Raw genomic sequence first — 13,419 nt, 5'->3', positions numbered from 1 at the left:
CGAAAACGTGCTTGTGATGCAAACTGACGGCGAACGAGAGCTCCCAGCCAATGACAATCTCCCGAGACGGGTGCTTGACTTGCTCGATCTGAGTGTTGCTGCGTATGGAATCGAACCAGAGGTTTGAACGCGGCCAGAGAGGCAGACCTCTCTGGCTCGCGCGTTCGTTTCGGTAGTTGGTTCGGTTCAATCACTGATCGATAGTTGTGTCGTAATATATTAGATAATCGCTTACCTGATTCGCATGAAATAGACGTCTGAATCACGCCGATTCCGCAAAACAACTCATGGGATCGGAATCAGGTACTGAAAGCGGGTTCCAACATCAATTTCCAACGAATCGTATGATGGGTAGCTCTGGGCCCAGAAGGATTTTTGCGAGAGGGATTGACTGATTGAAATGGATATAGTATGAAACGTCTCTACAACTGTATTGATGAGTGGCTGCGGGACCTCTCTCGTAGACGGTATGCGGCCTTCGTAGGAACGTCAGCCGGTATTGGGGTTCTTATCGTCGAGTTATCATTGAATGCCAATTTTCCCATCATTTCGGCGCTTACGGTGGGTCTCGTCATATTCAGTCTGGAGTGCGCGTTTGGGCTCCTCCAGGCGACCGAAGGGTAACTGAGTGCCGTTCTCTGTTAGTTTTCTTGGTTCCGATGGTGTGACAACCGTTCTATGACACCCCTGCGTGTCCCGTTTCCTTGTGGTGGACAATGATTGTGACTGGGCTGACATTGTCGATCTGTCCCAAATTACAGCAGTAGGGAGATAGTTAGACCAGTAAGGGAGAGGATAAACCCTCCGACGGCACTGAAAAATTGCCAGTTGGGACTAGTCGGCCCAGCGGGATTATCTGCGAATGTTAAATCGTATGCTGAGCTAAGGACCATTCCAATGCCAGCAACTGCGAACAAAACCATCAGCAGTGACGAGCCTCCCCGTAGTGCTGAGACCGATACGACTACAAAAATAAGCCCAACACCCAATAGCGAAAGGAGATAGATACGCTGGTAGTTCACAGCTGGATCGATACACCTCTTAATCAAATCTCTTGGGTTGCTCTACGACTACTGTGCTGCACTGCGGCCTTTCATGATCCCTTTGGGCCGGGTTGGGAGGATACACGTGAATCTGTCTTGTCGAAAGGAGAGTGTCTATGGAGAGGGCTGATCAGGACCAGCTGATCTGATCACGACATTGTGAGGGAGACGAGACACGATCTCATCGAAAGCAGTACCCTCCTTCTTGGTGAAGAAGCGATACCACTCGTCATCGACGCGGATTTCGAGGACATCGAGAGTCCCTCGTTCCATTCGGTAGAACATCCAAAACCCGAACCAGCAGAGGACGGCTGAGAGGTACGCTCCACCAGCAATAGGGTTGAATGCACCTGCCAGCAGGTATGGAACGGACATAAACACGAACACGAGTCCAAATCCGGCGAACGCGTAGCCGATCCGTTTGAATCCGGTTTGAGACTTATCGGTGTCTCTCCTGATTTCCGAGATTTCATCGATTGAGATCGTCTCAACTGATGTCTCCTCATGCTCAGCGTTGATGTGGCGAATCTCTTGGTCGGTGCAGGTGATCCTTTGATTGGTGCTCTCGTCGGTGTAGTCGTCAAGATGGACGTCAGATAGTTCGTACACGTTCCACCAGCCTCATTGGCGGACTACAAACCACCGAGGCTCTTAATTCTACACTCTCCATGCACCCAGTCGCCCTGCTGCGCGGTGCCCGAGATGATGACCAAATACGAGAACCCACCTTGACCTGTTGACGATAGCTGATAGGAACTACGCGCGGTCGCTTGCCGTCGCAGCGATCGCCGTTCGGACGAGCGGACGACGAAAGCAAGTCCTTTAGGTAGCCTTGGTGAAATCCGGGCGTATGTCTGACGGGACGCTTCGGTTGCTGCTGCCGCGCCCCCTCCGTCGGTTCCCCGCCGATCTCGCGGCGATCGTTCTGCTCGTGCTCGCGACGGGGGTCGCCACGCTCGCGCCGGTCGTCAGCGAGACGCCGCTCCGGGTCGTGCTCGGGCTGGTGTTCGCGCTGTTCGCGCCCGGCTACGCGTTCATCGCCGCGCTGTTCCCCGAACGCGGTCCCCGTGTCGAGGGCACAGCGGCGACCGACGGCGAGGAGAGCGAGCGCTCGGCGGCGACCCTCGACGAGTCCGTCCAAGAGGCCGACGACCGTTCCGGGCTGACCGAGCGTGCCGATCCCCGCCGTGCGGGCAGCATCGACGGGATCGAGCGGGTGGCGCTGTCCTTTGGGCTCAGCATCGCGATCACGCCGCTGATCGGGCTTCTGTTGAACTTCACGCCCTTCGGCATCCGGCTCGTCCCGATCGTGCTCTCGATCGGCGGGTTCACGCTGGCTGCCACTGTGATTGCCGCGCTGCGTCGCCAGGCGCTCCCCGCCAACGAACGATTTCGTGTTCCGTACCGTTCCTGGATAGGATCGGCGCGGGCGGAGCTGTTCGATCCCGAGACGCGCCTCGATGCCGTGTTGAACGTCGTGTTGGTCGTGAGCCTGCTGCTCGCGATCAGCAGCGTCGGTTACGCCGTGCTGGTCCCCAAATCCGGCGAGAGCTTCAGCGAGTTCTACCTCCTCACCGAGAACGAGTCCGGCGCGCTCGTCGCCGACGACTACCCACAGAACTTCACGGTCGGGGGGAGCCAGCCGCTCACCGTCGGGATCGGCAACCACGAACACGAACAGGTCGACTACTCGGTCGTCGCCCAGCTCCAGCGCGTCTCCGTGCAGAACAACTCGACGACCGTTCGCGAGCGCCGGGAGTTGGATCGGTTCAGCCGGTCGATCCCCGCGAACGGGTCGGCCAACTGGACCCACGACGTGACGCCGACGCTGACCGGCGATCGCCTCCGGCTCACCTATCTGCTCTATCGCGGCTCGCCGCCGGATAGTCCAACTACCGGGAACGCCTACCGGGAGACGCATCTGTGGGTGAACGTCTCGTCGCGGTCGGATTCGTAGCGTATCGTCGCCTCAAAGACGTCCGTCATCCATCCGATCGGACCTCGAACGAGCCACAGCTCGATTCAACGAAACCCTCAAGGCGCTTTCTGGTAAGGAGAGGTATGCACGAGACCGGTCGCCGGACCTCACGGCGAACATATCTGAAGCGGCTCGGTGCCGTCACTGCGGTCGCCAGTACTGCTGGCTGTGTCGGCGGGCTCGGTGGCGGTGGCTCCGGTTCCATGACGATCGTTCCGGGAACGGCTCCCGGGTTCCCACCGTTCGAGACGAAACAGGGCGGCGAGATCGTCGGCTTCGATATCGATCTCCTCTCGGCGGTGGTCTCGAACACCGACTACGAGCTCGAAAGCTGGAAGGACTTCGAGTTCAGCTCGCTCACCCCCGCGCTCAAAAACGACAAGATCGACGTGATCGCGGCCGCGATGACGATCAACGAGAAGCGCGACGAGTCGATCGACTTCACCAACCCCTACTACAGCGCGGATCAGGCGGTTCTCGTTCGGCAGGGAGCCAGCTCGCCGCCGTCGAACTTCGCCGGGCTTGCGGGACGGACCGTCGGCGTTCAGGAGGGGACGACGGGGGCGAGCGTCGTCGAGAAACAGCTCGTCAAACCGGGGAAGATCGCCCAGTCGAAGTTCAACACCTACGGCAACTACGTGCTCGCCGTCGAGGATCTGGTCAACCGCAACCTCGACGCCGTGGTGCTCGACACCCCGGTCGCCCGTACGTTCGTCGACCGGCGAGCGGTGACGATCGCGGCGACCTACGAAACCGGCGAGAAATACGGCTTCGGCGTGCGGACCGACGCCGACGACCTCACGAAGGCGCTGAACGACGGGCTCGAACAGGTCAGAAACGGCGGCAAGTACGAGGAGATCCGTGACGAGTGGTTCGCTGGCGGCGGCACGGGCGGCAACGCGAGCGCCGGCAACGGAACTGGCGGCAACGCGAGCGCTGGGGCCACGAGCAACGAATCCACGACGTCCTCCAGCTGAGATGCTCCCCGGAACCGGTGTCGTCGGCGCTGTCACAGTCGGCAGTCTCGAACTCTCGATGCAGATACTCGCACAGCTCGGTAGCGACACCTGTGGGAGCCTCCCGCCGGACGTGGCGTTCGTCTGTGAGAACGTGGGCTATCTCGCCGGCGGACTGGTGTTGACGATCGCCCTCACGATCGCGAGCCTGCTGGTCGGGCTGGTGGCGGGGTTTCCGGCGGGCGCGATCGAGGTGTACGGCGGCCGCTATGCGTCACTCGCCGTCGAGATCGTCGGCACGGTGTTCCGCGGGACGCCGATCGTGGTGATCCTGATCTTCGCGTATTTCGTCGTCCCGATCACCGACTGGTTCCCGATCCAGCGAGTGCTGCCCGTCGGCGGCGCGTTCGTCGCCGCGGTCGTCGGCCTCGGGCTGCGAAGCGCTGCCTACCAGTCACAGCTGTTTCGCGGCACTCTCCAGAGCGTCGACGAGGGCCAGATGGAGGCCGCACGCGCCGTTGGGCTCTCGAAACTCGGTGCGATCCGCCACGTGATCGTCCCACAGGCGCTCCGGCGGTCGGTACCCGGGTTCCAAAACGAGTTCACGATCGTGTTGAAGGACACGAGCGTCGCGATCGCGATCGGCCTCGCCGAACTGTTCACCCGGAGTCAGGATCTGTTCGTCCAGCGGACGACCGCGGTGACGGAGGTCATCCTCCTCATCAGCGCCGTCTACTTCGTCATGACGTTCGGAACGAATCGCGCCCTCGAATATCTCAACGACTACTACGCGATCCCCGGTGAGTCGACGTGACCGTGCGGCCCGATCGATCGTCGCGATCGCTTCATACGACAGCCCCGAGGGTGGAAACCCACGACTTCAGTCGTGGGAGGAAACCCGACCCAATTTTCGCGTTCTGTGTGCTATGCCGTTCCGACCGTCTGACTCCCCCCACCGGGGAGCAACGATGTCTTTAAGTATCCCAATGTTCTATATGAAATATGGAGATTCGGCGCACTGTTCCGGTCAAGCTCGACGTGAGCGACAGTGCCGCCGAATCCCTGTTTGCGACGTTCGCCGAGTTTCGCTTCGCCGCGAACCTCGTCGTTCAACGCGCTCGCAACGACGACGGCTACGTCGAGACGAGCAAGCAACGCCTCCACGAACGTACCTACGCCGAAGTCCGCGACCGAACCGACGGACTCACCGCGAACCTCGTGCAAGCCGCCCGTTCGCGGGCGGCGGACGCCATCAAAGGCGTCGTCGCACGGTGGTCCGACGGCGAGTACGCCGAACTCCCGACGTTCACCGCCGACTTCGCCGAGTACGACAAGCGGAGCGCGACGTTTCACGACGACCGTGTGTCGCTTTCGACGGTGGACGGCAGGGTCGAGGCCGAGTACGTTCTGCCACCCGAAACCGACGGGACGCCGTTCGCCGAATACGTTGAAAACGACGCCTTCGACGTTGCCGGTGCGACACTCCACCATCGTGACGGTGCGTTCTACCTCCACCTCCGCGCAAAGGCGGAGATGGACGACCCCGAACCCGCCGAGCACCCTTCGGTCCTTGGCGTGGACCTCGGGATCGAGAATCTGGCGGTCACTTCGACCGGAAGATTCTGGTCCGGTGGCTTGATCAATCACCGACGAGACGCCTACGAGCGCGTCCGTGGCGGCCTTCAGCAGACCGGAACGGAATCGGCGCACCGAACAATGCAGTCCATCGGCGACCGCGAGAGCCGATGGGCCGACGACCTGTTGCACAATGTCTCGAAAGAGTTGGTTCAAGAAGCCGTCGAACACGGCTGTTCGACCATCGTTTTCGAGCGATTGAACGGCATCCGTTCGCGGATGCCGAAGGCCAAGAAGTTCCATACGTGGGCGTTTCACCGCCTTTTCGAGTACGTTTCGTACAAGACCGAGCCGTTCGGTATTGACACCGTTCAGGTGAATCCAGCGTACACCAGCCAACGATGCTCGATGTGCGGCCACACAGCCCGCAACAATCGCACGTCGCAAGCGGACTTTTCTTGCGCGAAGTGCGGCTACACGCTTCACGCCGACTACAACGCGGCGAAGAACGTCGGTCTGAAGCACGTCCGGGCCGGGCAAAAGTCTCGGTCGGGACGGGCGAACCGTCAACTCGCCCTGAAGTCGGGGACGCTGAACACGAGTGGGGAGTTTCCCCCCGCCGACACTGTGTCGGCCAGAGCGGGAGTCCACCGACAAGCCCATGACTTTAGTCATGGGTAGTTGACCAGAGCATCCATGAGTGACCACGACCCCCTGTTGGCAGTCGAATCGGTCTCGAAACGCTACGGCGACGAACGAGTCCTCAACGACGTGAGCTTCACGATGGACCGTGGCGACGTCACGGTGATGATGGGGCCGAGCGGCAGCGGGAAATCCACGCTGTTGCGGTGTGTCAACCGACTCACCGACGTCGACAGCGGCGAGATCAGGCTCGGCGATCACCGCGTGACCGATCCCGGCATCGACGTCGACGCGCTCCGGCGGGACGTCGGGATGGTGTTTCAGGACATCAACCTCTTCACCCATCTCACGGCGCTGAAAAACGTCACGCTGGGACTGCGGGAGGTGCGTGGGTTCTCGAAGGACGATGCCCGCGAGGCGGCGACCGAACAGCTCGAACGCGTCGGACTCGGCGACCAGCTCGACTCCTATCCGGGCGAGCTCTCGGGCGGGCAGAAACAGCGCGTCGGGATCGCCCGCGCGCTCGCGATGGAGCCCGACCTCCTGCTGTTCGACGAGCCGACGAGCGCGCTCGATCCCGAACTCGTCGGCGAGGTCACGGCCGTGATGGCTGACCTCGCTGCCGGCGGGATGACGATGCTCGTCGTCACCCACGAGAAGGGGTTCGCCCGCGAGGCCGCGACCGACGCCCTCTTTCTCGATGCGGGATCGATCGCCGAACGCGGCCCGCCCGCACAGCTGTTCGAGAACCCCGAAAACGAACGTACTGCCGAATTCCTCGATCGCGTCAGCACGGTCTCGGGTGAACCATGAGCGAGACCGGAGCCACGCGGACGACGGCCGACACCGGCAGGGTCGTCTCGGGCTCGCTCGGCCGCTGGCTCACGATCGCCGGCGGCGTGCTGTTCTGGGGCTGGCTCCTCGCTCGCTGGCTGAACAACTGGCTCCTCCCGGCCGGCGTCGGCGTCCCGCCGGGCGAGTCGTTTCTCGATCCCGCAGCGGTCGCCCCGATCTCCGATTCGCTCGCGTTCGCGGTGGAGTATCTCCCGCAGCTCGCCGACGCCGCGTGGCTGACCGTGGTGTTGACCGTTGTGAGCATCGCGCTCGGGTTCGTGCTCGCGGTGCCGGTCAGCGTCGCGCGCGTCTACGGCACCTATTCGAGCACCGTCTCGCTCGCGTTCACCGAGCTCATCCGGGGGACGCCGCTGCTCGCCCAGCTGTTCGTGCTCTACTACGCGTTGAACCTCTCGACGCTGTTTCGCGGTCTCCCCGACGGTGGCGTGCTCCCCTCGGCGGTGGTGTACGTCGCGATCATCGGTTTTACGATCAACAGCGTCGCCTATCAGGCCGAGTATATCCGGTCGGCGCTGCTGTCGGTCGATCGCGAGCAGCTGACCGCGGCCCGCGCGATCGGACTCTCGCAGCGCCAGGGCATCCGCCACGTCGTCTTGCCACAGGCGCTGCGATTCGCCATTCCGGGCTGGTCGAACGAACTGGTCTATCTCATCAAATACTCCTCGCTGGCGGCGTTCATCACCGTCCCCGAACTGTTCAACGTCGCCCGCTCGATCGCCGCCGACAACTTCGCGTACACCGGGATCTTCGCCCTGGTCGCCGTGCTGTATCTCGGGCTCGTGATCTCGGCATCGAAGCTGATGGCCGGCGTCGAGCGGCGGGTCGCGATCCCCGGTCTCGGCAGCACGACGAGCCAGTAGCGCGACGACCGTCGATCCGCTGTGCCGGAGCAGCGATCGAGTCGAACGGCGTTCGCCACGGCGTCGGCGGTGCCGTCTCGCGTCGTTCGCTCCCTTGAGAATCGATCGAGCCGTTCGCAAATCTTGCTCGATCACACCGATCGAGGGACAAAGCATTCATCCCCCTACATCGAAGCCCGATTTACGCATGCACTACCGCTCCCTGCTCGTCGGCCTGGTGGTCGTCTCGATGCTGTTCGCCGGCTGTAGTTTCCTCTCGCAAGGGCCGGGCGAATCCACGACCACGGTATCGACGATGAACGGCACGGCCACACCGACGGACACCACGACGGCCGCGACTACGGCGGCTACGGAGACCACGACGATCACTGACGGGACGGCGTCACCGACCGCCTCAGCAGCGGCAACGGCGACTGAGACCGCGACGGCCTCCCCGACGCCGACAGCCACCTCAACGCCGACGCCAACAGCTACCCCGACACCGACGGCAACAGCTACCCCAACACCGACGCCAACTGCGACGGCAACGCCAACGGCGACACCGACCCCGACCGAAACGGCAACTCCAACGCCGACCGAAACGGCGACACCAACGCCGACGCCCACGGCGACTCCAACCGAGACGCCGACACCGACGGAGTCGGGGTCGTCAGGTGAGAACTGGCGTAACGTGACGATCGTCGCGGCCGGTTCGGGCGAATCCTACTACCGGATGTACGCCGGCAGTGGTCCCGGTATCGAACTGGGCGGTGAAGCTGATACCGAAGCGTCGGTCGAGTATGAAGACCGCGTGATTCTCGACGATCCGTACTACGCGGAAGGGTTCGTCGGCGATGGTGGCGTCGATAGCTACCGGTACTGGCCGACCGTCGAGGGCAGTCCGTCGCTTGACTTCGTCAACGACGGCGACGTGACGCTGAAGGTGTATCTCGATGGCGAGCTGTACAAGACCGTTGAACCGGGTGTAGGGGGCGAGGAACGCGTCGATCCCGACGCACCGCCGGAGGGCGAGCATCTCATCAGAGTCGAGGCGGTCGGCGGTGGACAATCCGAGTACACCCTCGCGGCGGGGGCTGCCGGTACGGAGCGGTTCTACTACGAGGCCAAGGCCAACCCCGGCACCACGGCTGACAACCCCGATTACACGGGCTACGTGTCGGGGGCGTACGGGTTCGTCGGCGATGGCGGCGTCGACTCGTACTCGACGAACGGTGGCCTTTCGAGCGTCAGCAACGAGGGCTCGGCAACGCTGAAGATCTACCAGGACGGCGAACTCTGGGCGACCGCCGAACCCGGAGAGACGATCGAGCAATCGAACGAGTGACCGACCAGTAGAGGCGAGTTCGTTACCGCGAGCGTTGCGAGCGCGACACCCGCTTGAAGGCACCGCGGAGATCGACTCGCCACAGCCGTGCCAGTGCAGGCACGCCGATCGCGATGCCCGCTGCGAGACCGGCGAGGAAGACTAGTTCGTCCATACACGCCGTTCCGTCGTTGTCACTAAAGAACTGTGCCATGGAGAGTGAAAGTGGAATCGTCCGCCGGGAGCCCGACGTGGTGGCCATGGATCAATCTCCGACCGCGTTCCCCCGGCGATAACGACACGTATTCACCGGTCGGGGACGTGCGATCGATAGAGCCACTACTGCAGCGACATTCCCATGAGAGATTTTTACAAGAAGCTGATGAAGATGAGTCTCGAGGACGCACAGGAGATCGCCCGCGACTACGAAAGCGACGCGGTCGACGAGATGGCGATGCAGCTGTATCAGACGCGTGTCCAACACTGGCAGATGCGATCGATGGAGAACCAGCAGCTGGACTTCCCGGACGATCCGTCGACGATGTACGACTGACCCAGGTGTCAGCGGTTGGATCGCGACGCTCGTCTCGCTGTTCGGTTCACCCGCTCCCGGCGGCTTGTGCACCTGCCACGTCGGTGGGATCTTCGAGTTCGCCCATCACTTCCTCGAAGGCGTCGGTCGCGGTGAGCAAGCCGACGATCTCTCCGTCGTCCTCGACCAGTGCGAGTTCCTGATTTTCCTCTTGGAACCGATCGATCGCGTCGCTGACTTCCTCGTCGGCCGGCAGCGTCATCGGTGGCGCGGCGAGCTCTTCGATGGCGAGCTCGCCGTCCCTGAGTTCACTGAACCGTGTCGTGATGGCCGGGAGATAGACCATCCCACGGAACTCGTCGAGCGTGTCGCCGACAAGCGGATAACGTGAGTACGCAGTCGCCTCGATGGTGGCGAGGTTCTCGGCGGGCGTATCCTCTGTCGAGAGGGCGGCGATCTCCTCGCGGGGCACCATGATCCCCTGGACCGGCACGTCGCCGGCGACGAGTGCGCCCATCACTTCGCTGCGTTGCTCGGCGTCGATATCGCTGCCGTCGAGCACCGTTTCGAGCCGTTTGTACAGATCGGCCCGACTGTCGACGTCCTCGTCGCCGGAATCGAGCCACGCACCGGTCATCTCGACGCCGACCAGCTTGAGCGTCCCTTTGGCGAACAGATCGCCGATGCGGAGCAACGGCCAGATGAGCCACGTGAACCAGTACAGCGGCGTCGCGCCGTACCGACAGACCTGCCTGGAACGTTCGACCCCGAGATAGGTCGGTGCCTGTTCGCCGTGAGTGAGATGTAGGAGGTTGATGATGAGAAAGCCGAGGATCGCCCCCGCCCCGACCGATGCGAGCACCGTACCGCCAAACAGTGGCTCGAAGAGCGCGGCGAGGGCCGGCTCGGCGACGATCCCCACCGCGATCGAGGAGGCCGTAATGCCGATCTGACAGCCCGTGAGGTAGATCTCGAGGTTCTGGGTCATCGCCCAGGCGCGTTCGAGCCCGGGCCCGACGAACTCGGCTTCGGTGTACTGTTGGGCACGCGTCAGTGCGAACTCGACGGTGACGAAAAAGCCGTTCGCGAGGATCAACACGAGCCCCGCGAGCAGCCGGATGGTGATCTCGGACGTGTTCATGTGGACTCACCTGCCGTGTCGGTGTTGACCGTACTGTCGTGCCCTTGCGAGCGCCCGTCGATGTCGATGGGATCTTCGAGTTCGCCCATGACTTCCTCGAAGGCGTCGGTCGCGGTGAGGAGTCCGACGATTGCCCCGTCGTCTTCGATGAGTGCGAGCTCCTGGGCGTTGGCCTGGAAGCGATCGATCGCGTCGCTGACCTCCTCGTCGGCCGGCAGCGTCATCGGTGGCGCGGCGATCGCCTCGATCGAGCGACGCCCGCTTTCGAAGGCTGCGAAATCGGCCGTGAGTTCGGCAAGATAGACGATGCCGCGCACGTCCCCATCGGTCGCGCCAACGAGCGGGAAGCGGAGATGGGGGTTGGCCTCGATGATGGCGAGGTTCTCGGCGGGCGTGTTCTCGGTCGAGAGGGCAGCGATCTCCTCGCGGGGAACCATGATGTTGCGCACCGGCAGTTCGGTGACGGCGAGTGCGTTCATCACTTCGGCGGTGCGTTCGGTCGGGAGATCGCCCGCATCGAGAACCGAGCCGAGATGTCGATGCAGGTCTGCACGCCCCTCGATCACGTCGGCTTCGGAGTCGAGCCATGCGCCGGTCATCTCGACGCCGAACAGCCGCAGCGTCCACTTTGCCACCGCGTCACCGAGATCGAGGATCGGTCGGATCACGCGCGTGAACCAGTACAGCGGTGTCGCGCCGTACCGACAGATCTGTCTGGAGCGTTCGACCCCGAGATAGGTCGGGGTCTGCTCGCCGTAGACGACGTGGACGAGGTTGACGATCACGAACGCAAGCAGCGTGCCGGCCCCGATCGTGGCGAGAATGGTCCCCCCGAAGAGGGGCTCGAAGATCGCGGCGAGGGCCGGCTCGGCGACGATCCCAAGCGAGATGCTGGCGGCGGTGATCCCGACCTGACAGCCCGTGAGATAGATCTCGAGCTCTTCGGTCATCGCCCAGGCGCGTTCGAGACCGGTGACCCCGGGTTCCACGAACTCCGATTCGGGGTACTGGCGAGCGCGCGTTAGCGCGAACTCGATGGCGACGAAAAAGCCATTGGCCAGTATGAGGACTGCACCGACGGCTAGTCGCAGAAGTATTTCGGGTGGTTGCATCGGTGCTACGGGCGGCGCTACGAGATTCAGCGGGAAAAAAGGTCAGTCTTCTGTCCGTCAGTGGCTCAGTGGTTGGGCGGGCGACGTGTGTAGCTGTATGATTCGAACGCAGGGGGTTCTCACGACGGCAGTTGTGGAGATTTAATCCGTTCGAGCACACAGACACACTCGTAGTTCTGCTGGATCAACAACGTTCGCTTAAACATCATGGATAAATATGATACACTCTTCGACGACACCGCTCCCGACGACAGCGTGTTCACGGACAAGGGTGCACTCGATCCGTTGGGCGACCCCGACGAAGTCGTCGCCCGCGACCATCAAGAACGCGAGCTAGCGACGCTCCTCACTGGGATCGAGGAAGGCTATCTCCCGACGACGGTCTCGATTTACGGGCCACCCGGCACCGGTAAGACACTCACGACCCGGCGTCTCTGTGCGGAATACGCCGATCGTACCGACCGGCTGGCCGTCGAGTACGTCAATCTCAAGGAGTGTCGCTCGCTGTTCAGTGCTGCAAACGAGATCCATTTTGAACTCACCGGCACAAAGAAAAAAGCCTACGAGGGCCTCGACGGCGTTTTCGAGGGCATCTGGGAGGCGCTTGCAGAGTATCCAGACTGGACAGTGTTGATTCTCGATGAGATCGACCATATCAAACACGACTCGAACTATGATCCGAACGATTTCTTCTATCGGCTGTTGCGCGGTGAGGGCAAGCTCAAACGCAACATTAAGCTCTCGGCGTGGTTGTTGAGCAACGAACTGATCGATGTCGATCTGCGATTTGACAGCCGTGTCGAGAGTGCGATGAGTGACGAAGAGGTGTTTTTCTCACCCTACAACTACGCGAAGTTGCGGGCGATTATCGAGCCCCGCCTTGAGCGGGCCTTCCGCGATGATGGCATTTCCGACCACGCCGTGGACTACGGTATCGGTACGGCCGCTGTTCGCTGGGGCGATGCTCGCAAGGCGTTGACCCTGTTTCGCCAAGCCGGCGAGACGGCAAACGAGGAGAGCCTCGAACAGGTCACGGAAGATTGCATCGACAGGAACATCGAGACGACGGACAAGGCATCGACTGTCGAGAAGCTACTCGACTTGCCTGTTCATCACTTCTTCGTGTTGCTTGGAGCCGCCACTTGGACCGACACTCAAACAGACGAGATCGTGCAACCGGTCACGACTGAGCAGGTCCGCGAGGGATACTCGGAGTACATCAGCGAAGCCGATCGGATCGGTACCCGTGCACTCCGTGAAACGATTACCGATCTCGAAACGATGAGTCTCGTCGAGACATGGGTCGAATCAAAGGGCAGCAACGGCCGTGTGAAACAGGTCGAAACGACGTTTGATCCAAACTGGATCGTCGATATCAAAGACCGCTATACCGAGCATTCGGGAGCTATTGAAGAGTGACAC

14 protein-coding genes are annotated in these 13,419 nt (G+C 61.9%); 9 read left to right on the top strand and 5 right to left on the bottom strand.

Features of this window, described 5'->3' with window-relative positions; translation table 11 throughout:
* Positions 1–1,157: 1,157 nt before the first annotated feature.
* The gene (locus C448_RS07750) at positions 1,158–1,652 is read right to left on the bottom strand and encodes a hypothetical protein (RefSeq protein ID WP_004053528.1); all 495 of its coding nucleotides are present in this window, start codon (positions 1,650–1,652) and stop codon (positions 1,158–1,160) included.
* A 241-nt stretch (positions 1,653–1,893) separates the two neighbouring features.
* On the opposite strand from C448_RS07750, the gene C448_RS07745 reads away from it, so the two are divergent.
* The 6 genes from C448_RS07745 (at position 1,894) to C448_RS07720 (ending at position 7,909) form a co-directional block, all read left to right on the top strand.
* The gene (locus C448_RS07745; protein ID WP_004053526.1) at positions 1,894–3,000 is read left to right on the top strand and encodes a DUF1616 domain-containing protein; all 1,107 of its coding nucleotides are present in this window, start codon (positions 1,894–1,896) and stop codon (positions 2,998–3,000) included.
* A gap of 104 nt (positions 3,001–3,104) precedes the next feature.
* Entirely contained in the window at positions 3,105–3,998 is an 894-nt protein-coding gene (locus C448_RS07740; RefSeq protein ID WP_004053525.1) for a transporter substrate-binding domain-containing protein, read from the top strand.
* A 1-nt stretch (position 3,999) separates the two neighbouring features.
* Positions 4,000–4,791, top strand: a complete 792-nt coding sequence (locus tag C448_RS07735; protein ID WP_004053523.1) for an amino acid ABC transporter permease — start codon at positions 4,000–4,002, stop codon at positions 4,789–4,791.
* 188 nt (positions 4,792–4,979) lie between these two features.
* Entirely contained in the window at positions 4,980–6,233 is a 1,254-nt protein-coding gene (locus C448_RS07730; RefSeq protein WP_004053521.1) for an RNA-guided endonuclease InsQ/TnpB family protein, read from the top strand.
* A gap of 15 nt (positions 6,234–6,248) precedes the next feature.
* Positions 6,249–7,007, top strand: a complete 759-nt coding sequence (locus C448_RS07725) for an amino acid ABC transporter ATP-binding protein (protein WP_004053519.1) — start codon at positions 6,249–6,251, stop codon at positions 7,005–7,007.
* On the top strand, positions 7,004–7,909 hold the full coding sequence (locus C448_RS07720) for an amino acid ABC transporter permease (protein ID WP_004053517.1): 906 nt from the start codon (positions 7,004–7,006) through the stop codon (positions 7,907–7,909). Before C448_RS07725 ends, C448_RS07720 begins: the two co-directional genes overlap by 4 nt.
* A 192-nt stretch (positions 7,910–8,101) precedes the next feature.
* On the opposite strand, the gene C448_RS16745 is transcribed toward C448_RS07720, so the two are convergent.
* Positions 8,102–8,515 carry a hypothetical protein gene (locus C448_RS16745; protein ID WP_004053515.1) on the bottom strand — a complete coding sequence of 138 codons (414 nt, stop codon included), beginning with the start codon at positions 8,513–8,515 and terminating at the stop codon, positions 8,102–8,104.
* A 64-nt stretch (positions 8,516–8,579) separates the two neighbouring features.
* On the opposite strand from C448_RS16745, the gene C448_RS16740 reads away from it, so the two are divergent.
* Complete coding sequence (locus C448_RS16740; RefSeq protein WP_004053513.1) at positions 8,580–9,233, top strand: hypothetical protein; 654 nt, start codon at positions 8,580–8,582, stop codon at positions 9,231–9,233.
* Positions 9,234–9,255: 22 nt separating this feature from the next.
* Here C448_RS16740 and C448_RS16910 read toward each other — a convergent pair whose 3' ends face one another.
* Positions 9,256–9,387: a hypothetical protein gene (locus C448_RS16910; protein ID WP_275039128.1), complete on the bottom strand. Its 132-nt coding sequence runs from the start codon at positions 9,385–9,387 to the stop codon at positions 9,256–9,258.
* A gap of 213 nt (positions 9,388–9,600) precedes the next feature.
* Between C448_RS16910 and C448_RS07705 the strand changes: the two genes are divergently transcribed.
* The gene (locus tag C448_RS07705; RefSeq protein ID WP_239640546.1) at positions 9,601–9,765 is read left to right on the top strand and encodes a hypothetical protein; all 165 of its coding nucleotides are present in this window, start codon (positions 9,601–9,603) and stop codon (positions 9,763–9,765) included.
* 46 nt (positions 9,766–9,811) lie between these two features.
* Here C448_RS07705 and C448_RS07700 read toward each other — a convergent pair whose 3' ends face one another.
* Positions 9,812–10,885, bottom strand: coding sequence for a CNNM domain-containing protein (locus C448_RS07700; protein ID WP_004053509.1), 1,074 nt, complete (start codon positions 10,883–10,885; stop codon positions 9,812–9,814).
* Complete coding sequence (locus C448_RS07695) at positions 10,882–11,997, bottom strand: CNNM domain-containing protein (protein ID WP_004053507.1); 1,116 nt, start codon at positions 11,995–11,997, stop codon at positions 10,882–10,884. Before C448_RS07695 ends, C448_RS07700 begins: the two co-directional genes overlap by 4 nt.
* Positions 11,998–12,204: 207 nt before the next feature.
* Here C448_RS07695 and C448_RS07690 point away from each other — a divergent pair, with 207 nt between their 5' ends.
* Positions 12,205–13,416 (top strand): Cdc6/Cdc18 family protein, encoded by a 1,212-nt coding sequence (locus tag C448_RS07690; RefSeq protein WP_004053504.1) that lies wholly within the window; start codon positions 12,205–12,207, stop codon positions 13,414–13,416.
* Positions 13,417–13,419 lie beyond the last annotated feature (3 nt).

This window comes from Halococcus morrhuae DSM 1307, from assembly GCF_000336695.1.
In the GTDB taxonomy this organism is placed as follows: domain Archaea; phylum Halobacteriota; class Halobacteria; order Halobacteriales; family Halococcaceae; genus Halococcus; species Halococcus morrhuae.
The sequence above is the reverse complement of the archived record's forward strand: the minus strand, read 5'-3'. Positions and strand labels throughout refer to the sequence as shown.

Bases quoted from the DNA above. Each gene is read 5' to 3' on its own strand.
- C448_RS07745 (WP_004053526.1), top strand. From the start codon at position 1,894: ATGTCTGACGGGACGCTTCGGTTGCTGCTGCCGCGCCCCCTCCGTCGG.
- C448_RS07740 (WP_004053525.1), top strand. From the start codon at position 3,105: ATGCACGAGACCGGTCGCCGGACCTCACGGCGAACATATCTGAAGCGG.
- C448_RS07735 (WP_004053523.1), top strand. From the start codon at position 4,000: ATGCTCCCCGGAACCGGTGTCGTCGGCGCTGTCACAGTCGGCAGTCTC.
- C448_RS07730 (WP_004053521.1), top strand. From the start codon at position 4,980: ATGGAGATTCGGCGCACTGTTCCGGTCAAGCTCGACGTGAGCGACAGT.
- C448_RS07725 (WP_004053519.1), top strand. From the start codon at position 6,249: ATGAGTGACCACGACCCCCTGTTGGCAGTCGAATCGGTCTCGAAACGC.
- C448_RS07720 (WP_004053517.1), top strand. From the start codon at position 7,004: ATGAGCGAGACCGGAGCCACGCGGACGACGGCCGACACCGGCAGGGTC.
- C448_RS16910 (WP_275039128.1), bottom strand. From the start codon at position 9,387: ATGGACGAACTAGTCTTCCTCGCCGGTCTCGCAGCGGGCATCGCGATC.
- C448_RS07705 (WP_239640546.1), top strand. From the start codon at position 9,601: ATGAGTCTCGAGGACGCACAGGAGATCGCCCGCGACTACGAAAGCGAC.
- C448_RS07700 (WP_004053509.1), bottom strand. From the start codon at position 10,885: ATGAACACGTCCGAGATCACCATCCGGCTGCTCGCGGGGCTCGTGTTG.
- C448_RS07695 (WP_004053507.1), bottom strand. From the start codon at position 11,997: ATGCAACCACCCGAAATACTTCTGCGACTAGCCGTCGGTGCAGTCCTC.
- C448_RS07690 (WP_004053504.1), top strand. From the start codon at position 12,205: ATGGATAAATATGATACACTCTTCGACGACACCGCTCCCGACGACAGC.